Source organism: Coprococcus eutactus (assembly GCF_025149915.1).
Classification (GTDB): Bacteria; Bacillota; Clostridia; order Lachnospirales; family Lachnospiraceae; genus Coprococcus; species Coprococcus eutactus.
In genome coordinates, this window is the sequence record NZ_CP102278.1 from 655,701 (window position 1) to 679,354 (window position 23,654).

Annotated in this window: 18 protein-coding genes and 1 riboswitch; all 18 genes read left to right on the forward strand. The window is 44.7% G+C overall.

Annotation, left to right across the window (positions count from 1 at the left end):
- Nucleotides 1-12: 12 nt before the first annotated feature.
- The 18 genes from NQ536_RS02790 to NQ536_RS02875 all read left to right on the forward strand — a co-directional run bounded on the left by NQ536_RS02790 (nt 13) and on the right by NQ536_RS02875 (nt 23,410).
- On the forward strand, nt 13-1,431 hold the full coding sequence (locus NQ536_RS02790) for a glycoside hydrolase family 1 protein (protein WP_004851351.1): 1,419 nt from the start codon (nt 13-15) through the stop codon (nt 1,429-1,431).
- Nucleotides 1,432-1,805: 374 nt separating this feature from the next.
- Nucleotides 1,806-2,780, forward strand: a complete 975-nt coding sequence (locus tag NQ536_RS02795; protein ID WP_004851349.1) for an aldolase catalytic domain-containing protein — start codon at nt 1,806-1,808, stop codon at nt 2,778-2,780.
- A gap of 372 nt (nt 2,781-3,152) precedes the next feature.
- A complete protein-coding gene (locus tag NQ536_RS02800) occupies nt 3,153-4,121 on the forward strand; it encodes a Gfo/Idh/MocA family protein (RefSeq protein WP_004851347.1) in 969 nt (322 codons plus the stop codon).
- A gap of 161 nt (nt 4,122-4,282) precedes the next feature.
- Nucleotides 4,283-4,801 carry a pyridoxamine 5'-phosphate oxidase family protein gene (locus tag NQ536_RS02805; protein WP_004851346.1) on the forward strand — a complete coding sequence of 173 codons (519 nt, stop codon included), beginning with the start codon at nt 4,283-4,285 and terminating at the stop codon, nt 4,799-4,801.
- A gap of 296 nt (nt 4,802-5,097) precedes the next feature.
- Nucleotides 5,098-6,774 (forward strand): glutamate--tRNA ligase, encoded by a 1,677-nt coding sequence (gltX, locus tag NQ536_RS02810; protein WP_004851344.1) that lies wholly within the window; start codon nt 5,098-5,100, stop codon nt 6,772-6,774.
- Nucleotides 6,775-7,020: 246 nt separating this feature from the next.
- Nucleotides 7,021-8,265 carry a bifunctional glutamate N-acetyltransferase/amino-acid acetyltransferase ArgJ gene (argJ, locus tag NQ536_RS02815; RefSeq protein ID WP_004851342.1) on the forward strand — a complete coding sequence of 415 codons (1,245 nt, stop codon included), beginning with the start codon at nt 7,021-7,023 and terminating at the stop codon, nt 8,263-8,265.
- Nucleotides 8,266-8,520: 255 nt separating this feature from the next.
- Complete coding sequence (locus NQ536_RS02820; RefSeq protein WP_044998067.1) at nt 8,521-11,289, forward strand: glycoside hydrolase family 3 protein; 2,769 nt, start codon at nt 8,521-8,523, stop codon at nt 11,287-11,289.
- A gap of 73 nt (nt 11,290-11,362) precedes the next feature.
- A riboswitch (NiCo riboswitch) is annotated at nt 11,363-11,446 on the forward strand.
- Between the two features lie 175 nt (nt 11,447-11,621).
- On the forward strand, nt 11,622-12,551 hold the full coding sequence (locus NQ536_RS02825) for a cation diffusion facilitator family transporter (RefSeq protein ID WP_081445860.1): 930 nt from the start codon (nt 11,622-11,624) through the stop codon (nt 12,549-12,551).
- 419 nt (nt 12,552-12,970) lie between these two features.
- Complete coding sequence (locus NQ536_RS02830; RefSeq protein WP_004851336.1) at nt 12,971-13,720, forward strand: DeoR/GlpR family DNA-binding transcription regulator; 750 nt, start codon at nt 12,971-12,973, stop codon at nt 13,718-13,720.
- Nucleotides 13,720-14,622, forward strand: a complete 903-nt coding sequence (gene pfkB / locus NQ536_RS02835) for a 1-phosphofructokinase (protein WP_004851335.1) — start codon at nt 13,720-13,722, stop codon at nt 14,620-14,622. Before NQ536_RS02830 ends, pfkB begins: the two co-directional genes overlap by 1 nt.
- A gap of 103 nt (nt 14,623-14,725) precedes the next feature.
- Entirely contained in the window at nt 14,726-16,792 is a 2,067-nt protein-coding gene (locus tag NQ536_RS02840; protein WP_004851333.1) for a PTS fructose transporter subunit IIABC, read from the forward strand.
- Between the two features lie 343 nt (nt 16,793-17,135).
- Nucleotides 17,136-17,399 carry an HPr family phosphocarrier protein gene (locus NQ536_RS02845; RefSeq protein ID WP_004851331.1) on the forward strand — a complete coding sequence of 88 codons (264 nt, stop codon included), beginning with the start codon at nt 17,136-17,138 and terminating at the stop codon, nt 17,397-17,399.
- A gap of 136 nt (nt 17,400-17,535) precedes the next feature.
- Nucleotides 17,536-19,239 carry a phosphoenolpyruvate--protein phosphotransferase gene (ptsP, locus tag NQ536_RS02850; protein ID WP_004851329.1) on the forward strand — a complete coding sequence of 568 codons (1,704 nt, stop codon included), beginning with the start codon at nt 17,536-17,538 and terminating at the stop codon, nt 19,237-19,239.
- 310 nt (nt 19,240-19,549) lie between these two features.
- On the forward strand, nt 19,550-19,852 hold the full coding sequence (locus NQ536_RS02855) for a hypothetical protein (protein WP_004851327.1): 303 nt from the start codon (nt 19,550-19,552) through the stop codon (nt 19,850-19,852).
- A 456-nt stretch (nt 19,853-20,308) separates the two neighbouring features.
- A complete protein-coding gene (locus tag NQ536_RS02860; protein ID WP_022058413.1) occupies nt 20,309-21,196 on the forward strand; it encodes a sulfide/dihydroorotate dehydrogenase-like FAD/NAD-binding protein in 888 nt (295 codons plus the stop codon).
- Entirely contained in the window at nt 21,196-22,596 is a 1,401-nt protein-coding gene (gltA, locus tag NQ536_RS02865) for an NADPH-dependent glutamate synthase (RefSeq protein WP_004851323.1), read from the forward strand. Before NQ536_RS02860 ends, gltA begins: the two co-directional genes overlap by 1 nt.
- Before the next feature lie 84 nt (nt 22,597-22,680).
- The gene (locus NQ536_RS02870) at nt 22,681-23,040 is read left to right on the forward strand and encodes a hypothetical protein (RefSeq protein WP_004851321.1); all 360 of its coding nucleotides are present in this window, start codon (nt 22,681-22,683) and stop codon (nt 23,038-23,040) included.
- A gap of 175 nt (nt 23,041-23,215) precedes the next feature.
- Nucleotides 23,216-23,410 (forward strand): HAD hydrolase family protein, encoded by a 195-nt coding sequence (locus NQ536_RS02875; protein ID WP_004851319.1) that lies wholly within the window; start codon nt 23,216-23,218, stop codon nt 23,408-23,410.
- Nucleotides 23,411-23,654: the final 244 nt, after the last annotated feature.

Below are 23,654 nucleotides of genomic sequence, written 5' to 3' on the forward strand. Positions count from 1 at the left end.
AGGGACAAAACTATGGTGATAACAAAGAAACATGGACTTCCGGAGAACTTCCTCTGGGGAGCATCAACGAGTGCATATCAGGTTGAGGGTGCCAATCTGTCACACGGCAAGGGACCAAGTGTACAGGACATCAAGACAGTTCCAGCGGGAACAAGTGAGCTGGACGTGTGCGCTGATTTTTACCACAGATACGCAGAGGATATAGCCCTCATGGCTGAGATGGGATTCAAGACATTCAGATTCTCCATCGCGTGGAGCAGAGTTCTTCCTGAAGGAACAGGCAGAGTCAACCAGGAGGGAATCGACTTTTACAACAACGTGATAAATGAGTGTCTCAAGTACGGAATCGAACCGCTTGTCACAATGTTCCATTTTGATCTTCCTGCGGCTCTTGAGAAAAAGGGTGGCTGGTCGAGAAGAGAGAGTGTTGGCGAGTTTGTTGAATTTGCAAAGCTTCTCTACACAAATTATGGCGACAGAGTAAAGTACTGGCTGACTATCAATGAGCAGAACATGCTCACACTTGTGGGTGACGTGATCGGAACCTGCAACATGGAGGGCGTGACAAATAAATACAAGAAGCTTTATCAGGAGAATCACCACATGCTCCTTGCTCAGGCAAAGGCCATGAAGCTTCTCCATGAGATGTGTCCTGGTGCAAAGATTGGTCCTGCACCAAATATTTCACTGGTATATCCTGCTACATGCAAGCCGAAGGATGTCTTGGCAGCACAGAACTTCAACGCGATAAGAAACTGGCTTTACCTTGATATGGCAGTGTATGGAAGATACAACGACCTGGTATGGAAGTTTCTTGAGGAACATGATGCCATTCCAGTCATCGAGGACGGAGATATGGATATCATGGAGCAGGCAAATCCTGATTTTATAGGTTTCAATTATTATAATACTGCAACGGTTGAGTGGGATGACAGTCCGGTTGCTGTGACGGACTCAGAAAAAAAGGATCAGCAGTCAGCCGGTATTGAGCCGGGGGTATACAAAGCGTATCCAAATCCAAATCTTCTTCGCACAGAGTTTGGCTGGGAGATAGACCCTGACGGCTTTAGGGCAACTATAAGAGAGATGTACAGCAGATATCACCTTCCTATGATCGTGACAGAGAATGGTCTCGGCGCATATGACAAGCTCACAGAGGACGGCAAGGTACACGACGACTATCGTATAGAGTACTTAAGAAAACATATAGAGCAGATCAAGCTGGCAGCAGACGAGGGCGCAGAGATGATGGGCTACTGCCCTTGGTCAGCAATTGATCTCGTGTCCACCCACGAGGGAATCACCAAGAGATACGGATTTATATATGTCAACAGAGATGAGTTTGACATGAAGGATCTTGCGAGATACAGAAAGGATTCCTTCTACTGGTACAAGAAGGTCATCGAGACCAACGGCGAGGATCTGAGCTAAAAATTATCCAGAAATCAACAATTTAGGCCTAAAAGATACAAAGTTCCAGAAAATTGTATCTTTTAGGCTGTTCTATATTTTTTTGTGAGAAAATTATTCTGGAATCTTGATTTTATACGAAAAAGGATAAAAACAGCCAGACTGTTTTCTAAGGTGGTATATTTAAATCTTGGTCTGTAGATGAAAATAGAAAAGCCCAAGATTGTATTTTTGAATAAAGTCCTTGCATTAATTTATTTATGTGCTATACTAAACAAAGTCACCAACATACACCAACGCGTTAAAGTGACGCAAGTTTAAATTGAGAAAACATCGACCGTTATCAAAAATCCCATTGAAAGGTTGATGTAAAAAAGAAGAAGGAGGACACTATTATGATAGGCGGAGATTTGATCACCTACAGACCTGACATTCAGGTACTTGACGCAACAATAAGAGATGGAGGACTTGTCAATGATTTCTATTTTACTGACGAGTTTATAAGAGCCCTCTATGAAGCGAACATCAAGGCGGGGGTTGATTATATGGAATTCGGCTATAAGGCCTCCAAGGAAATGTTTGATGTGAACAAATTCGGCAAATGGAAGTTCTGTAACGAGGAGGACATAAGAGCCATCGTCGGGGAGAACAATACAGATCTGAAAATCTCGGTTATGGCAGATGTTGGAAGATGTGACTACAAGAAGGATATTATCGACAGAGCCGACAGTGTCATCGATCTGGTGAGGGTGGCGACATACATCAACACTATGCCGGCAGCCATCGAGATGATTGAGGATGCACATGCAAAGGGATACGAGACGACATGCAACATCATGGCAGTTTCAAAGGATCAGGAGTCGGATATCGATCTTGCCCTTGAGATGCTTGGTAAGAGCAATGTAGATGGAATATACATTGTTGACAGCTACGGCTCACTGTACCCTGAGCAGATCAAGAAACTCGCGGAGAAATATGTCGCAGTTGGAGAGAAGTATGGCAAGAAGATAGGAATACATGCACACGACAACTTAAAGCTTGCCTATGCCAACACTGTTGAGGCAATGAGGAGTGGTGCGAGCATGCTCGATGGAACTGTAAGCTGTATGGGCAGGGGCGCAGGAAATTGTGCACTTGAGCTTCTTCTTGGATTCCTCAGAAATCCAAAGTACAACCTGTACCACATCCTGAAGTTCATAGAGCAGTACATGGTTCCGCTCAAGGCAAAGGGAGATGCAGTATGGGGCTATGATGTGCCATACATGCTGACCGGAATGCTGAATCAGCACCCAAGGGAAGCCATCGATTTCATCAAGAATGAAAGACACGATTACGCAGATATGTACAGCTACCTTATGTACAGGGAGTAGTCAGCTGCTAAGAATGTATGCCATACAGTGAGTAACCAGTTGCTGCGAATGCATACAATACAGAGAGAAAACAAATATCTTGATATATGTCATGGCAATAGCCTATAATAAGCGTTGACACAGTATTAACATAAAACAAAATAATATACACATTGTGGTTTGGACACAGGCAATGGTGTTCAAAATAAAGGGGAGGACTCCTGGTGTCAGTTATCGCTGGCATCAGGAGTTTTTCTTCTTTTTTCCGGGCTGTGTGTTATAATCGGATGTGTAGTGTCAAATTTGTCAATAAATAACAAGAGAATACTTGGGAAGATTGATATGTGCAGCGATAGCACTTGAAAACATATAGAAATAGCAGGAGGGCAGCACGTGAACATAGGAATATTGGGCGCAGGCAAGATTGCCGGTGTCATGGCAGATACGATAAATAAGATGGATAATGTGGAGCTGTATGCAGTAGGTTCAAGAACCTTGGAAAAGGCGAATGAATTTGCCAGGGAATTTGATATAGATAAGGCTTATGGAAGCTATGAAGAACTGGTAAGTGATGACGCGATAGATCTTATATACATTGCAACGCCGCATTCACATCACTATGAGCATATGAAGCTCTGCATAGAACATGGAAGAAATGTACTCTGCGAGAAAGCATTTACCTACGATGCTGCGCAGGCTGAGAAGATCGCAGCTCTGGCAGCAGAGAAGAAGGTGTATGTGGCTGAGGCGATATGGACGAGATATATGCCGTCCAGACAGATAATAAATGAAATTCTGGAATCAGGTGTGATAGGGGATATCAGGACAATGACCTGCAACCTGTCCTATCCGATATCAAAGATAGAGCGCCTGATAAGACCAGAACTGGCAGGAGGTGCCCTTTTAGACGTGGGAGTTTACGGGCTGAACTTCATTGTCATGCATATGGGTAAGGAGATATCAGCTATCGAATCGTCTGTCATGATGCATGAGACCGGGGTAGACGGACAGGAGAGTATAACAGTCAAATACGAAGACGGAAGGATGGCAGTGACGACCCACAGCATATATGGCAGATCGGACAGAAAAGGAATCTTCTATGGCGAGAAGGGATATATGATAGTCAATAATATAAATAATCCGCAGGGGATAGATGTGTTCGACTGTGAGGACAGGCTTATCAGACACGTGGATGTACCGGAACAGATAAGTGGTTATGAGTATGAGATCATGGAGAGTCTGGATATGATCAGACAGGGACGAACGCAGAGTGAGTCGATGCCTCTGGCTGAGTCGATATATATGATGAAGCTCATGGATGATATTAGAAAAGAGTGGGCTGGTGCATTAAAAAGATTGTAAAAATCCGAATAATATAAAGTCCAAAGAACTTGAAAATATGCCGGCGTCATTTATACTATTTTATTAGATTGTATTTTGATCTTCGAGTGATTAGAGATTAAGATAGCAGATGAGAAAAAGAGGATTGCACAAGACTGTATGATGATAGAGGGAGGTATTGTATGCGGGAGATGCGGAGAAGTGACAGGATGATAACAGATCGTGAAGAGATAGTGGATGTACTTGATTCGTGCAAGGTGTTCCGGATGGCGGTGCATGATGAAGAGGGAATGTACATAGTTCCGTTGAATTTCGGCTATACCTACGAAGAGGATGTCCTGAAGCTTTACTTCCATTCTGCCGGCGATGGCAGGAAGGTGGATGCGCTGGCGGCAGATCCGAAGGTTGCCATAGAGATGGACACGGATCATTATCTGGTTGAGGGACCAAATGCATGCAGCTTCGGTTATCTCTACAGCAGTATCATGGGAAATGGCACAGCCAGAAAGCTCACAGAACCGGAGGAGAAGTGTGCGGCACTTAACTGCCTCATGAATCATCAGCTCACAAGAAATACTGATAATATGAGGTCATTTGACAAGATAGAGAAGAAGAAATACAACTACTCATACCAGATGCTTGCAGCGGTAAATGTGTATGAGATAATTGTGGAGAATTTTACATGTAAATCAAGAAGATAAGTGCACTAGGATGACGAGAGCTGGGGATGATCAACACCCCAAAAACAACGCAGCACGCGGTGCAGATAAGAAACGATATCGGTTGTGGCGTGATTGGTGAAATTCAAGTAAGTTATTACGAGATCAATAGTTCTTGTGGTTTAAAGAATTGACGTAAAACATAATACAAATTATAATCAGACAGGATATAGTACAAATGAAGTATATATATTGTTCCGCAGTACAGTTCAGATGGTGCGGGATATTTAGAAGATTTTAAAACATGAAGTAATTAGTTAGAAAGGTGAAAACAGGAGATGGATTACAACAAATTAGCGGATTTGATATTTGCAGATATAACAGATACAGTGGATGACCTCGAGAAGAGGTTTCCGGAGAGAGATCTTCCAGAGGGAGCAAGGGTGACAAGATTTGCACCAAGCCCTACAGGATATATGCACATCGGCGGACTGTATGCTGCCATGATCTCAAGAAAGCTTGCAAAGCAGAGCGGTGGCGTGTTCTACCTCAGAATAGAGGATACCGATAGGAAGAGAGAGCTTGAGGACGGTGTAAATGAGATCATCAATTCGCTGAAGAAGTTTGACCTTGGATTTGACGAGGGACCATTTGAGGGCGGCGAGACTATATATGGTCCATATAAGCAGAGCGAGAGAAAAGAGATATATCAGACCTGTGTCAAGAAGCTTATGCAGGAGGGATATGCATATCCTGACTTTACAACAGCCGAGGAGCTTGACGAGATCAGGGCAAAGCAGGAGGCTGCAAAGGTTGACATAGGATATTACGGTGAGTATGCAGTTGGAAGAAAACTGACTTACGAGCAGATAGAGGAGAAGCTTGCTGCGGGTGAGCCTTATGTAGTGAGACTCAAGAGTCCGGGCGAGGCAGGAAAGACTGTTATCTACAGCGATCCTATCAGGGGCAAGATTGAGATGCCTGAGAATATCATGGATGTGGTACTTTTGAAGTCAGATGGAATACCTACATACCATTTTGCACATGCAGTTGACGATCACTTCATGAGGACAAATCTTGTCATCAGAGGTGACGAGTGGCTTGCGTCATATCCACTTCACAAGCAGCTCTTTGACCTGTGTGGATTTGCGCTTCCAAAGTATGCGCATATCGCACCTATCATGAAGCTTGAGGTCACTGTGGACGAGGAGGGCGAGCACCAGAGAAAGAGAAAGCTCAGCAAGAGAAAAGATCCGGAGGCTGCGGTTGGCTTCTATGCAGAGCAGGGCTTCCCATCAGTCAGCGTGCTTGAGTACCTTATGACAATAGCAAACTCCAACTACGAGGAGTGGCATGCAGCCCATGCGGACAAGACAATAGACGACTTCACACTCTCACTCAAGAAGATGCCTGTCAGCGGTGCACTTTTTGATATGGTGAAGCTCAACGATGTCAGCAAGGAGATGATCTCAAAGCTCACAGCCGAGGAGTGTTACGAACTCATCATGGAGTGGGCAAAGGAGCATGACGAGAACATATATACATTTGGCACACAGGACAAGGACGGCTTCATGAAGACCATCAACCTGTGGAAGATGTCAGGCAAGAAGGTCCGCAAGGACGTCGGCAAATGGTCAGATCTGCGCGCGATGTTCGGCTATCTGTATACACCAGAAGATGAGCTGGATCTCCAGTATGAGATAGACGAGAAGTACACACCAGAGATGATCACAGAGGTTATCGAGGAGTACAAGAAGGATCTCTTCCTTGACTCAGAGGACTGGTTCTCAAGCATGAAGGTCATGGGCGAGAAGATCGGCTACTGTCCAAATGTCAAGGAGTATAAGCAGAATCCTGACGGATACAAGGGCAGCATCACAGATGTATGTACCATAGTAAGAGTTGCCATCACAGGCAAGCAGAACTCACCTGATCTGTTCACCATCATGAACGTGATTGGAAAAGACAAGACCATGGGCAGACTGGACAAGTTCCTTGCGTGGGTGAATAGATAGGATATATCAATTTGATGTGCACATTAAGTTGATATAGTCTGTATCGTGTTTGACATAACCATGCAGGAGCGCTCCCGCTCAACTCAGGCTGCAGCGGCGCTAGCGCTCGCAGGCTCACTGAGAGCCGGCGCCTTCGTATGTCCTGCATCAGTTAATGTCAAAACGATTACAGATTGTACTATATACTTGTGCGCATCCAATTGATGAAGATTGGTTAAAATACATTTTAGGAGGGATTGGATTACTATGAATAAGAAGATATATGACGGTTATACATATGTAGACGGTGGCGTGTGTGCTGCAAAGGGTTTCACAGCAAATGGACTTAACTGTGGACTGAACCCTGATAAGAATAAGAATGATCTCGGAATGGTATTTTCAGAGGTGCCATGTGTGGCAGCAGGCGTGTATACACAGAACAAGGTGAAGGGCGCGCCGGTTACAGTTACCAAGGAGCACCTGAAGAAGTCTGGCAACAAGGCACAGGCAGTAATTGTGAACTCCAAGAATGCCAACACATGCAACGCAGATGGAATAGAGAAGGCTGAGAAGATATCCCAGCTTGCAGCGGATGCCCTTGGCATAGATGTGAACCTTGTCATCAATGCTTCAACAGGTGTCATCGGACAGATCATCCCTATCGAGCCATTTGAGGAGCATATGAAAGAGCTTGCAGACGGTCTCTCAGCAGAAGGCAACGACAAGGCGGCAAATGCTATCATGACCACAGACACAGTTGATAAGCAGGTTGCTGTCCAGTTTGATATAGACGGTGTGACATGCACCCTTGGCGGTATGGCAAAGGGAAGCGGAATGATCCATCCAAATATGGCTACAACGCTTAACTTCATCACCTCAGACATAGCCATCACATCAGAGCTTATCCAGAAGGCACTTTCAGAGATCGTAAAGGTTACTTACAACTGTCTCTCAGTAGATGGAGACCAGTCCACAAATGACACTCTGACAGTCATGGCAAATGGCCTTGCGGGCAACAAGCTCATCGACACGGAGAACGAAGCTTATGAGAAGTTCAAGAAAGCACTCTACATAGTTATGGAGTGCATGACCATGATGCTCGCCTCGGACGGCGAGGGCGCAACCAAGATGATCGAGTGCACAGTTGCAGGAGCACCTGACCTTGACACAGCCATCATAGTTGCAAAGAGCGTTATCCGCTCCCCACTTACAAAGTGCGCTATGTTCGGCGAGGATGCCAACTGGGGACGTATCCTCTGTGCCATCGGATATGCGGAGGCTGACTTTGATATAGACAAGGTTGCAGTTGATCTTGAGTCAGAATTTGGCGTGGTTCCAGTATGCCGCAACGGTGCAGGCGTACCATTCTCAGAGGAGAAGGCAGCCAAGGTATTGAGCTCAGATGAGATACACATCAACATAGATCTCGGAATAGGTGAAGTGACAGCCAAGGCATGGGGTTGTGACCTGACTTATGATTACGTGAAGATCAATGGGGATTATCGTTCATAGTCTTAAATATATACAGTGAGATTTGAATATATAATAACAGAGGTGGGGAGCTTTATCCCCACCATTGTTTTTTCTGCATTACCGGGAAAATAATAATAAGCAAGATAATAAGTAAGATAGTAAGCAGGATGGAAATGCTATCAGCACAGCAAATAAACAGAGTTTTCCATATCAAAAAATGGATAAATCTTGTAAAATAAATAACATAGTGAAGTCGTGAATAAATAGGTGTTCAAAACGTTGGAGGTTAAATACATGGAAGATAGAGTACTTGACTGGGCAGTATATGAGAAGACAGCCCGTGAGATGGTTGCAGAGGGACTTGTTCTGTTAAAGAACGACAACAAAGCTCTGCCGCTTAAGCAGGGAGAGACGGTTTCTGTATTTGGACGTATGCAGAACCATTATTATAAGAGTGGAACCGGTTCGGGCGGCATGGTGAATGTTGCCAAAGTGGTAGGAATCCTTGATGCACTTAATGAGTGCAAGGATGTGAATGTCAATCAGAAACTGGCAGAGACTTATGCCGCATGGGATAAGGAACATCCTGTGGAGCTGGGACTTGGCTGGGGACAGGAGCCGTGGTCACAGGCGGAGATGCCGGTTACAGAGGAACTCGTGCAGGAGGCTGCCGGTGAGTCGGATTCGGCCATAGTGATAATCGCTAGGACGGCAGGCGAGGACAAGGACAATACACTTGAAAAAGGAGCATTTATGCTCACTGATATAGAGACTGATATGCTTAGACTTGTCAGAGAGAATTTCCAGAAGATGGTCGTTCTCTTGAATGTCGGCGGTCTTATAGATATGTCATTTCTTGACACGATTTCCCCGGATGCCTGCATGTATGTATGGCAGGGCGGAATGGTCGGAGGATATGGAGTGGTTGATGTCCTCGTAGGGGATGTCAGCCCTTCAGGAAAACTCACAGACACGATAGCCTACGATATCAAGGATTATCCTGCGTATGACAATTTCGGCGGCGAAGAGAGAAACTTCTACGCTGAGGATATCTATGTGGGATACCGTTATTTCGAGACATTTGCAAAGGATAAGGTCAGATATCCGTTTGGGTACGGATTGTCATACACAGACTTCAAGATCGGCGTAAAACATGCAAGCCTGGATTTTGAAAAAGGCGTGGCGAATATCTGTGTCAAAGTCACAAATACAGGAAAGAGACTTGGCAAGGAGGTTGTCCAGGTGTACGGTGAGATGCCTCAGGGCAGGCTTGGCAAGCCATCCAGAGTACTCATTGATTTTGCGAAGACAAAGGAGCTTGTTCCGGGACTCAGCGATGAGCTGAAGTTTGAGATCCCGCTTGACCGTATGGCATCATTTGACGATTCAGGGGCGACAGGCCATAGAAACTGTTATGTGCTTGAAGCAGGAGACTACACTATCCATGTAGGAAACAGCATAAGAAATACAACAGAGTGTCTGTTCTTTGAGCTTGCCGAGACTGTGGAGCTTCAGAAGCTTCAGGAGGCACTTGCACCTTATGAGAAGTTTGACCGCATGAAACCATTCTGTGATGAGAACGGCAGGATGCTTATAGAGTATGAGGAGACACCTCTAGTCACTGTTGATATGTATGACAGGAGAGAGCAGGAGCTGCCGGAGGAGATACCGGTTACCGGTGACAAGGGTATTACGCTTCTTGATGTAAGGGAAGGCAAGGCAACCATGGATGAGTTCATAGCGCAGTTTGATGATGAGGATCTGGCATGCTTTGTCCGCGGAGAGGGAATGGGAAGTTCTCTTGTGACGGCGGGAACAGCGTCAGCATTTGCCGGGGTATCGCCAAATTTGATCGCACATAAGATCCCATCGGTGTGCTGTGATGATGGACCATCGGGAATGAGACTTGATTCGGGTATGAAGGCATTCTCACTTCCAAATGGCACTCTGTGTGGATGTTCATTTAACAAAGAATTGAACACCAGACTGTATGCACTTCTCGGACTTGAGATGACAGCGAATAAGGTTGAGGTTCTTCTCGGACCGGGAATGAATATCCACCGTCACCCGCTTAATGGACGAAACTTTGAGTATTTCTCCGAGGATCCATACCTTACGGGTTCCATTGCAACTGCCCAGTTAGAGGGACTTAAGTCCAGTGGCGTGTCCGGAACGATCAAGCATTTCTGCGGAAATAATCAGGAGTATCACCGCCATACAATGGACTCGGTCATCTCCCAGAGGGCACTCAGAGAGGTATACCTGAAGGGATTTGAGATAGCTGTCAAGTCAGGATATGCCGACTCGGTCATGACAACATACGGTCTGGTAAACGGTCTCTACACCGCAGGAAGTTATGATCTGAATACCACAATACTCAGAAATGAGTGGGGATTTACAGGCGTGGTCATGACAGATTGGTGGGCATCCATCAACCGCAGAGGTATGGAGCCGGATGCAAATGACTTTGCGACTATGATACAGGCACAGAATGATATGTATATGTGCTGCCCGGACGGCTCGAAGAATATGGGTGGAGACAATGTCCTAGAGGCACTTCATGACGGACGTATATTGAGAGCTGAACTCCAGAGGATCGCAAAGAATGTGTGTAGCTTTGCCATGGATACAAATGCATTTAAGCGTCTTGTGGGAGAACCTGTAGAGATAGAGATAATAAACCGTCCAAAGCAGGCTGACGATTTTTCAATTGATGATGTGGAATATATCAATGTCGACAGAGACATACTTATAGATCTGACAGAGAAGGCCAGCACCGCCGACACGAATTATGTCATAGCCCTTGATGTTGAACATCCGGGAGAGTATGATGTGAGTCTGAGGGGAAGTTCAACTCTTGAAAAGCTTGCCCAGCTGCCGTGTACCCTGTTTTTCAACGGATTCCCTGTGAGCAACTTCACATTTAACGGAACTGACGGCAAGGATGTTGTGATCAGGAAAGAGGTCAAATTTTACAGCAGATTCAATGTGCTCCGACTGTATGTGAAGTCGAATGGACTTGACCTCAAGGATATTAAGTTCAGTTTTGAAAAAGAGTTTTGATCTGAAAATAAATATTGACATAGACTGCCATAGATGGTAACCTAAATTAACTCTTTGCACTGCATATAAATCTACAGTACAAACTGAGCAGACCATTGGCGAAAGCCAAGGAGTCGGGCCATCATGGCAGTGGAATCTTTACATCCACGGGACAGTAGTTACTAATACTGAGTCGTGGGTGTTTTTTTATACTCTTTTAGACATTCTATAAAATCTCCCACATATATTTAGTGATAAGAGCTTTCTGAAATTTATTGATCGCACAGCATAGGTCTTTTGATTAAGGTGATTATCAATAGACTGGTGTTCATTAGGAAAGGATGGCTGATTATATGGAAAGCGCAAACAAAATAAACACGATGGCGGCATCTGCCGTATCAGAGGATGAGTTTAAAAAGGTTGCAAATAAAGTATCGTTTATAACGATAGTACAGAACGTACTGCTTTCAGTATTCAAATTATTTGCGGGAATATTTGCACATTCAAATGCAATGATAAGTGATGCGATACATTCTGCATCAGACGTGTTCAGCACCATAATAGTCATAATCGGGGTGAAGCTGGCGTCGAAGAAATCCGACAAGGAACATCCATACGGTCATGAGAGGCTTGAGTGTGTGGCGGCGATCGTGCTGTCTATAGTGCTGCTGTATACCGGTATCAAGATCGGCTCGCAGGCGGTTAAGGACATAATCGGTGGCAATTACCAGAACCTGCAGAAACCGGGGATGCTGGCACTGGTTGCGGCTGTTGTATCCATTGTCACAAAGGAGATAATGTACTGGTACACAAGACACTATGCGAAGAAGATAGATTCAAGCGCACTTATGGCAGATGCATGGCATCACCGCTCAGATGCGTTGTCATCAGTCGGCGCGCTTGTCGGTATCGGTGGTGCGATGATGGGATTCCCAGTTATGGATTCCATTGCAAGTATTGTTATCTTTGTATTCATAGCTAAGGCGGCATATGATATCTTCAAGGATGCCATGGATAAGATGGTGGACCATTCCTGCGATGATGAAACAGAGAAAGAGATGAGGGATTTTGTGCTCGCCCAGAAAGAGGTTCTCAGTGTTGATCTTCTCCACACAAGGATATTTGGCAACAAGATATACGTAGATGTGGAGATAGGAGTAAACGGTTCATATACATTAAGACATGCGCATGAGATAGCGGAAGAGGTCCATGAGGGCATAGAGAAGAATTTTCCAAAGGTAAAGCATGTGATGGTGCATGTAAATCCTGCGGATGCTTCATAGTAATATAAATAAAATAATAATTCAAAAGTATAGGGCGTTGACCGGTGGGGGCAACGTCTTTTGTTTTATTAATACCGGGAGCTGATGGGGATGAAGGTGCCTGTCCCCTCCGTCCCCACTTTGAGTAGAAAATAACAAACAGTCAAAAACAATCAGAAATGTTCAAAAAACCTCAAAAATATGATTGACAGTCTTCATTTACGGTGATATTATGCATGTAGAATGATTGAAAGTGACTGAAATCAAGTGAAAATCACCCTGAAACAATCACAAACAATTGAAAACAGTCAAAAAGTATGATATCCTAAAGAAAACGAAGTTATAGATCACGGATATAAATATATTTCAGTGAAATTACTACGAAAACACACAGACTAACACATACAGGAGACGTACTTGTTGTACAGGAGGCAATTATTATGATGACAGAGGACAGATACACAGCGATTTTAGAAGCACTGAAAGAGAAAAAGTCTATGACAGTTGCAGAGTTCACGGAGATCACGGGAGCGTCAGAATCTACTATAAGAAGAGATTTGATAGCTCTGGACGATATGGGTAAGATCAAGAGATTCCATGGTGGTGCCAAGGCGATCGAGCATGAATACATCACCAATGAGGCACCGGTTTCAGCCAAGGCACAGCTCAATGTCGAAGAGAAAAGTGCCATTGCAAAATACGCGGCAACGATGATCAATGATGAAGATTTCATATTTATAGATGCAGGAACCAGCACGGCGCTCATGATCGACTATATCGGCGAAACAAATGCTACATTTGTCACCAATGGAATAGCACATGCCAAGCGGCTTCTCAAGAAGAACCTTAGAACGTATATGATAGGCGGACTTGTAAAGCCGATCACAGAGGCGATCATCGGAGCCGAGGCGGTCAATTCCATGAAAAAGTTCAATTTCACAAAGTGCTTTCTTGGAACAAATGGAATCCATATGGATTATGGATTCACAACGGTCGATGTGGAAGAGGCTATGGTGAAGATGGAAGCGGTGAACAGATCTTATGCCAGCATAGTCCTTGCTGACAGCAGCAAGTTTGACAAGGTGACAGCGGTGACATTTGCGGCAATCGAAAAAGCCTGTATTATCACGGACAGACTTGTAAATGATAAGTACATAGACGCCACAGTTGTAAAGGAGGTACTCAGATAATGATTTATACGGTGACATTTAATCCGGCGCTCGATTATGTTGTCAAGATGGACAGCCTTGAGCTTGGAATGGTGAACAGAAGTAAGTCAGAAGCCATATTCTATGGCGGCAAAGGTATCAATGTCTCAACCGTACTTAAGAACATAGGAGTTGATTCCGTAGCTCTCGGTTTTGTTGCCGGATTTACCGGTAAGGAGATTGAGGACGGAGTCAAGGCCATGGGAGTTAAGACAGATTTTATCCAGCTGAAGAATGGTCTCAGCAGGATAAATGTCAAGATCAAGGCAGAACAGGAGACGGAGATCAACGGACAGGGACCCGACATTAAGAAAGATGAGCTTCAGCAGATGTTTGACAAGCTGGACAAGCTCCAGTCGGGAGATTGCCTGATACTTGCGGGAACCATCCCTGCTTCACTTCCATCTGACATATACGAGCAGATCATGGAGAAGCTTATGAACAGGAACATCGACATCGTGGTGGATGCGACAAAGGATCTTCTGCTCAATGTATTGAAGTTCCATCCATTCCTCATCAAGCCGAATAACCATGAGCTTGGCGAGATGTTCGGAGTTGTCTTAAAGACAGACGACGAGATCGTTGAGTATGCGAAGAAGCTTCAGGTCATGGGTGCACGAAATGTACTCATATCCATGGCAGGGGATGGAGCAATACTTATCACAGAGACAGGAGAGGTTCACAAGATCGGAGTTCCAAAGGGAACAGTTGTGAACTCAGTAGGGGCAGGTGATTCTATGGTGGCAGGTTTTACAGCAAGCTACCTGAAGGATCACGATTACATGGAAGCGCTGAAGAGAGGAACAGCAACCGGAAGTGCCACAGCATTTTCAGAAGGCCTTGCCACAGCGGACAAAGTAGAAGAACTCTACAAGCAGTTATAGTAAAACGTACGTGTTCCGTCGTGAGAGGGAATACTTAGGAGATTCAGATATCGCACAGCAGCATATGTGGATGCGGCTGATTATTTAAGAGGAGGTTACGCTTATGAGAATCACAGAGCTTTTATCAAAGGAAAGCATTGCTCTGGGTGTAAAGGTAGATTCAAAGGATGCAGCGATCGACTACCTTGTAAACCTGCACGATGCAGCAGGCAACATCTCAGACAAGAAAACATACAAAGAAGGAATACTTAAGAGAGAGGAAGAGGGCTCAACAGCTATAGGAGAAGGAATAGCAATCCCTCACTCCAAGAACAAGGCGGTCAAGAGACCTGGACTTGCAGCTATGACAGTCCCTGACGGAGTTGATTACGATTCACTGGATGGACAGCCATCAAACCTGTTCTTCATGATCGCAGCACCAGAGAGCGGATCAGATGTACATCTTGAGGTACTTTCAAGACTGTCTATGCTCCTCATGGATGAGGACTTCAGAGCAGAGCTTCTGAAGGCAGCAGACAAGGATGCATTCCTTGCAGTCGTTGACAAATATGAGAACGCAAAGTTCCCAGAGGAGACAGCAGAGAAGCCTGAGGAAAAGGCAGTTGAGAAGGCTCCTGAGAAGAAAGGCTTTAGAGTGCTTGCCGTTACAGCGTGTCCTACAGGAATAGCTCACACATATATGGCAGCCGAGGCACTTGAGAAGGCCGGCGCCAAGATGGGATATGCCTTAAAGGCTGAGACAAATGGCTCAGGCGGAGCAAAAAATATACTTACTGATGAAGAGATCGCAAACTGTGATGGTATCATAGTTGCAGCTGACAAGAGTGTTGAAACAGCAAGATTTGATGGAAAGCCGGTTCTTTTCACAAGAGTGGCAGACGGAATACACAAGCCTGAGGAGCTCATACAGAAGATCGTGGATGGTCAGGTTCCTGTTCACCACGAGGAGGGCGGCAGAAAAGAGTCAAGCAGTGCAAATGGCAGTGTGGGAAGCAGAATATATAAGCATCTTATGAACGGAGTATCACACATGCTCCCATTCGTAATCGGCGGTGGTATCCTCACAGCTCTTGCATTCCTTATAGATACACTTTGCGGATTTGGTGCAACAGGTGGATCCAACTTCGGTTCCATGACCCCGCTCTCAGCATTCTTCAAGTATGCCGGTGGCCTGGCGATGGGCGTGATGGTTCCGGTGCTTGCAGGATTTATAGCAGAGTCTATAGCAGACAGACCTGGACTTGCGGTTGGTTTCCTCGGCGGTATCCTGGCATCTTCCGGAAATGCAGCCTTGTCCGGTTATGTATGGGCAGGAGATAACCTTGGCGGCTTCCAGTCATTTATATCAAAGTTTGGATTCGTCGCAGAAGGCGGCGGAAATACAGTATCAGGTTTCCTCGGCGGTATCGCAGCAGGTTTCCTTGCAGGATATGTAGTTCTTCTTCTTAGAAAGATCTGCTCCAAATTCCCTAAGTCACTGGAGGGAATCAAGCCAACACTTATATACCCACTTGTTGGTATGTTTATAGTTGCAGTACTTATGATATTTATACTCAATCCGATTATTGGATTGATCAATACAGGACTTTCAGATATGCTGACAGCCCTTGCAAATAAAAATCTTCTCATCCCACTTGGAATCATCCTCGGCGGTATGATGGCGATAGACATGGGCGGTCCTATCAACAAGGCGGCTTATGTATACGGAACAATGGTTCTTGCAACAGCGTCAGAGCTTGTCGCAGGCGGCGCACAGCTTTCAGATCCAGCAGTTCAGGCGTGCTATATCTCAATGGCATCAGTTATGGTAGGTGGTATGGTACCTCCACTTGGAATTGCCCTTGCATGTATCTTCTTCCCTAAGAAGTTCACAAAGGCAGAGAGAAACTCAACAGTATCAAACATCGTAATGGCTTGTGGATTCATCACAGAGGGTGCAATACCATTTGCAGCAGCAGATCCACTCCACGTAATACCATGTACACTCGTAGGCGCAGCAGTTGCAGGTGGAATGTCAGCAGCATTCAAATGTACACTGATGGCACCTCACGGTGGAATATTCGTATTCGCAACAGTAGGCAACTGGTTACCATACATCATTTCATGGCTTGTAGGATCAGTGATCACATGTATCATGCTCGGTCTTATCAAGAGAAACGTGCAGGAGTAAAAAAATGCACAAAAGTAATGCACAAAAAACGACAGAATGTTATAATTTATACAATTGGGGTTTGTGAAAATCTGTCGGATATATGGAATAACGAAAAAGGTGTGGGGAACATCTGGCTGTGATACCATATAACAGAAAATGCAGATCAAATGTTTTACAAAATTCTGCTAAATCCGAGGGTTGATAAGAAACAGCACCATAAAGCAGATAATTACAAGTCACAATATATTATTAAACAAAACAAGGGCCGCTTATGTAACACAAATTCTGCAAGTGATATATACAACCACTTGCAGTCGTATAATGATCATTGCGGCCCGTATTAGAAAAGGAGAAGATTATTATGGTAGCACAGACAGTAAAAGTAGTAAATGAACAGGGACTTCATATGAGACCAGCAGGAGTATTTGCAAAGGAGATGACAAAGTTCTCAAGTGCAGTAACTCTTGATGTAGCAGGCAAGAAGATCAATGCCAAGAGCGTAATGCTCATCATTGCAGCATGCATCAAGTGTGGTGCAGAGGTTACAATAGAGTGTGACGGTGCGGATGAGAAGGAGGCTCTTGCAAAGGCAGTTGAGCTCATCGAGTCAGGATTCGGCGAGTAATATATGTACATTGCCCTGACGTCGAAGCGGACTATTTATATATGAAATCTGAAATCAGACTTCAGTACAGGTTACAGGCAAATGGTACTCGGCTGGAGTACCATTTGTTGTATAGAGAATAATTGGAGGTTTTCTTATGAATAAAGGAATCGCGGGTTCAGCCGGCTACGGCGTTGGAAAGGTTGTGATCATATCTGACGCAAAGCCGGAATATGAGAACAGAACGATCACAGATACAGATGCAGAGATCAAGAGATATGACGATGCAGTTGCAGCATTTACAGAAAAGACTCATGCCATGGCGGAGGCTATGAAGGAGAGTGTCGGAGAGCACAATGCGGAGATACTTGAGGGACACATACTGCTCCTCACAGATCCGGGGATGGATGAGATCACAAAGGGCGCGATTATGAGCGGAACCTGTGCAGAGGCTGCATTTGAGAGTACATGCGATATGTTTGCCGGAATGTTCCAGATGGCAGATGATGAGCTCACAAGACAGAGAGCAACGGATATCGGCGACATCAAGGTGAGAATGCTCAAGATACTTACTGGCACGCCGGACATGAACATATCAGAGGTTCCAGCCGGAACTATCCTTGTGGCTGAGGATCTTACCCCTTCCATGACAGCGGGAATCGTCAAGGAGAATGTGGCAGGAATCATCACCGCGGTTGGCGGCAAGACATCCCACTCTGCTATTCTTGCGAGGGCGCTGGAGATACCGGCGGTACTCAGCGTGGATGGAATAGTTGACATGGTTTCAGATGGAATGACAGCAGTAGTTGACGGATGCGATGGAATCTGCATACTTGATCCGTCCCAGGAAGAGGTAGATGAATATCAGGCAAAGAGAGAGAAGTATCTTAACGACAAGGCTCTTCTTGAGGTATATAGAGGCAAAGACACAGTCACAGCTGACGGTGTAAAGGTACATTTGTATGGCAATATTGGTAATCCGGAGGATGCAAAGCAGGTTGCTGCATGCGATGGAGAGGGTGTTGGCCTTTTCAGAACAGAGTTCCTTTTCATGGGTGCATCGGAGCTCCCATCTGAGGAAGAACAGTTTCAGGCATACAAGGCGGCTGCTGAGACCATGGAGGGCAGAGAGGTTATCATCAGAACCCTTGATGTGGGCGGTGACAAGGATATCCCATACCTTGGACTTGAGAAAGAGGACAATCCGTTCTTAGGTTTCAGAGCAGTGAGATATTGTCTGCAGAATAAAGATTCATACAGAGTACAGCTGAGGGCACTTCTCCGTGCGAGTGCATTTGGCGATATCAAGATTATGGTACCGCTTGTCACATGTGTTGATGAGATCAGAAGTGTGAAGGCTCTTGTTAAGGAGCTTATGGTTGAGCTTGACGCTGAGAATATAGCATACAACAAGGATATCCAGGTCGGTGCAATGATAGAGACTCCTGCGGCAAGTATCATAGCAGACCTGCTTGCAAAGGAGGCAGACTTCTTCAGCATAGGCACAAATGACCTGACGCAGTACACCATGGCGGTCGACAGAGGTAATGCGAAGGTTGCTTATCTGTACTCATCCTACAATCCTGCAGTTCTCCGCTCCATGAAGAATATCATCGAGGCGGCAAATGCAGCGGGCATCATGGTAGGCATGTGCGGTGAGGCGGCAGCAGATCCGTTGCTCATACCTCTCCTTATATCATTTGGACTGGGAGAGTTTTCAGTTAGTGCCACTTCAGTCCTTGCGACAAGAGGAACCATAGCAAAGTGGTCGAAGGCTGAAGCAGATGAGCTGGCAGCAAAGGCACTCTCACTTGCAACAGAGACGGAGGTTGCGGAACTTCTCAAAGCAAATGCAAGATAGATTAAAAGTGCACAATATGGCTTGGTAAAAATATGAGCACATTTTTGTATGTTTCATGTGTTTGAGAAAACAATAATGAACAAAAACAATGACCCACAGTGACTATTTTCACGAAAATAAAAAAGTCGGCATTTTTAACTGGAAAAAGTGCCGATTTTTTTGTTACAGTATATTTAGTAGCAAGAAGAAGCTTTAGTGAACAGAAGGCAGCCTTGCGAATCGAAACAGACAAGCGTATCATATAGCAATTTTAGAGCGTTTGTTTCAATAGCATTGTAGATGGAAATAATATGGATAGGAGGATGTAAAGATGTTTGAGAATGAAAAAGTAAACCATGTGAAGTTTGGTGAAGGCAGTGTGATGGAATGTGATGGAAGCCATATAAGAATTGTATTTTCTTATAATAATGTAGAAAAGACATTTGCCTATCCGGGAGCATTTGACAAGTTTGTCAGCTTCCAGAGTGAAGAGGCACAGCAGATGGCTGAGAGTGAGCTTGAGCAGATAAAGCTGAACCAGAAAAAACTTGACGGCATGAAGAAGCTTCTTCAGATGGAGAATGAGCGCAGAAAAGAGGAAGCTCTTAAGGCCAAGGCGAAGAGGAAGAGATAGTAATATAAGGTAAGCCTAATATAAAGTAAGATATAGAAAAAGCTAGTAATATACATTGACGCTTAAATGTGTCAGTAAGATTGTGTAATGAGACAAAAGAATAATAGTGTATGCAGTTTTGTATCACTAGAGACATAATAGTCCCTGCCAGAGAGAAAATTTTCTCTTTTGGCGGGATTTTTTGTGCTTGAGGATAATTAGTGGGAGTTTTGTGTCTGAAGAGACAAATAAGGTACTTGTAAGGATAAATTTGGACCAAATCTGAGAAGAATAAGGGAAATGTGAAAAACACAGTGTTGCAGTAATGCAGTGCTATTTTTACATATACCTTGATTTTGTTGATATTTTTTGCTAAATTAAGTACGTACGTGTATAAATAGGGGCAAATGCACCCATTTACAGAATAAAATGATCATAACAGTCAGAATTTGGCTGTCGGAAAGGACGGAGCACAGAGTGTATAAGATTACTAAGGTTGAACAGTTGACAGAGACCATATACCTCATGGACGTGGTTGCACCACGAGTTGCAAATAAATGTCTTCCAGGACAGTTTGTAATTGTCAGAGGTTCAGAGGATGGAGAGAGAATTCCTCTCACTATCTGCGATTACTCAAGAGAGGACGGAACCATCACTATAGTATTCCAGGTAGTTGGAGCTGCTACAGAGATGATGAAGAATAAGAAGGCTGGAGATTCATTTGCGGATTTCGTTGGACCACTTGGATGTCCATCAGAGTTCTGCAAAGAAGATATAGAAGAGCTCAAGAAAAAGAAGATCCTCTTCGTTGCAGGTGGTGTTGGAACAGCGCCTGTATACCCACAGGTAAAGTGGCTCCACGAGCAGGGCATCGAAGCTGATGTCATCGTCGGAGGAAGAAACAAGTCACTCATCATTCTTGAGGACAAGATGAAGAAGGTAGCCGGCAACCTGTATATCACAACAGATGACGGTTCATATGGAAGCAAGGGTGTCGTTACAAATGAGATCCAGAAGCTTGTAGACGCTGGCAACAAGTATGATGTGTGTGTTGCCATCGGACCTATGATCATGATGAAGTTTGTATGTAAGCTCACAAAGGAGCTTGAGATTCCTACAGTTGTCAGCCTTAACCCTATCATGGTAGACGGAACAGGTATGTGTGGTGCCTGCCGTGTGACAGTAGGCGGAGAGGTTAAGTTCGCGTGTGTAGATGGACCAGAGTTCGATGGTCACAAGGTGAACTTTGAGGAGGCTATGCAGCGTCAGCAGCTCTACAAGACTGCAGAGGGCAGAGCATTCCTTGCAGCAAAAGAGGGCGATACACATCATGGCGGATGTGGAAACTGTGGAGGTGACAAGTAATGGCTATAGAAGTAGATGTTTGGAAGAGAGTGCCGGTTCGCGAGCAGGAGCCACAGGTACGTGCAAAGAATTTTGAAGAGGTTTGTTATGGATATAATGAAGAGGAGGCTATGGCTGAGGCTTCAAGATGTATAGGATGTAAGAACGCCCCATGTATGAATGGCTGTCCTGTATCTATCAATATCCCTGGATTTATAGCTCAGGTCAAGGAGGGCAACTTCGCTGAGGCATTCAAGATCATCAGCGAGTCATCAGCACTTCCTGCTGTATGTGGCCGTGTATGTCCACAGGAGACACAGTGTGAGCAGAAGTGTATCAGAGGAATCAAGGGCGAGGCGATATCCATCGGTAAGCTTGAGAGATTTGTTGCTGACTGGGCCCGTGAGAACGGAATCAAGCCAGAGCCTGCAAAGGAGATGAATGGTCATAAGGTGGCAGTCATCGGATCAGGTCCTTCAGGTGTGACAGCAGCCGGAGATCTTGCAAAGATGGGTTACGACGTAACTATATTCGAGGCACTTCACCAGCCAGGCGGAGTTCTCGTATACGGAATCCCAGAGTTCCGTCTTCCAAAGGAGAAGGTAGTTGCCAAGGAGATCGAGAACATCAAGTCACTTGGTGTCAAGATAGAGACAAATGTAGTAGTAGGAAAGTCAGTTACGATCGACTCACTCCTTGAGGATGAGGGATTTGACGCAGTTTTCATCGGATCAGGTGCAGGACTTCCTAAGTTCATGGGTATCCCAGGTGAGAATGCCAACGGCGTATTCTCAGCAAATGAGTACCTCACAAGAAGCAATCTCATGAAGGCATTTGACGAGAATTCAAATACACCTATCATGAGAGGCAAGAAGGTTGCCGTAGTCGGCGGTGGAAATGTTGCTATGGATGCAGCGAGAACAGCACTCAGACTTGGCGCTGAGACACATATCGTATACAGACGTTCAGAGGAGGAGCTTCCAGCTAGAGTAGAGGAGGTTCATCACGCTAAGGAAGAGGGAATCATATTTGATCTCCTCACAAACCCAACAGAGATCCTTGAGGATGAGAACGGCTGGGTATGCGGTATGAAGTGTGTGAAGATGGAGCTCGGTGAGCCAGACGCATCAGGCAGAAGAAGACCTGTTGTGATTCCAGATTCAGAGTTCACAATGGACGTTGACACAGTAATCATGTCACTTGGAACTTCACCAAACCCACTTATCTCATCTACAACAGAGGGACTTGAGACAAACAAGTGGAAGTGTATCGTTGCAGAAGAGGCAAACGGACAGACAACCAAGGAAGGCGTATATGCCGGTGGCGATGCCGTAACAGGTGCTGCAACAGTTATCCTTGCAATGGAAGCTGGTAGAGCTGCTGCAAAGGGAATTGATGAGTACATCAAGAACAACAAGTAATAATTATATAGAGTCATAAAAACAGGGCTGATGTGTATAGGGAATACTTCACATCAGCTTTGTTTTATATACGGGGGATTAGTTATGTATGATGAATTTGCAAAATGGTTAGACAGAATTTTAGATGAGAATATGCCGCTGCCGGGGGTGGCGATCAACTTCAATATATATGAAGAGGTGGACTTGCATTGGTCGATCCAGTTGATAAGTTCAACTTATTTTGACGAGGAGGACGAGGACTGGAATTGTTACGAGGAGTTCACGACAGGGGAAGATCTGTACGAATGGCAGCAGGGTGTAGGCTGGGAGAAGATACTTGATATTTCCTGTGAGATGATCAGAAAGTATCTCACAGAAGGAAAATATGCTGAGAAACTTAAGAAGTACGAGGCTGTTGCCGCTGGATTCGTGGACGGCGATGTGGAAATCCTGTACAGAAGATAGAGTGTTATGGAAACTAGTATGTAGCAGAAAATTGAAAATCTAGTGGGGAGTAGGAAATCGAGTGAATTGTGGGAAAACGAAAGCATTATAAGAAATAATGCACGTTGTATGAAAATGTGTGAGTTGTAGAAATATAGTATGTATTGCAGAAAAATTGTGATAGGTGGGTGACAACATGAAAACTTTATATGTATCAGATCTGGACGGTACGCTTCTTCGCAGCGATGAGACCACATCCGAGTATACAAACAGTGTGATCAACAACTTGACAGATAGAGGGATGATATTTTCTTATGCTACGGCGGTTATATCATCAAATGATGAGGATGGGGTGGCGCACTGGCTTGAGGATAATTATATCGTAAAATGACGAAAACTTATGGGTAAAAATCCAGGTTGAGTATAACGGTAAATATACATAAAAATCAGGTTGTAATTTGCGCAGAGCAGGGTATATAATGACACTACACATTTATAATCTTAAGTAAATATGCTAATATGATTGTGAAACACAAGTTGCACCACGAGATAAGGTGCTTGAATAGGGAAAAGGACAATTGCGGTTATGTAGGATAATATTGTAATTGCCTTAGAAAGTGAGAAGGAGAACATAT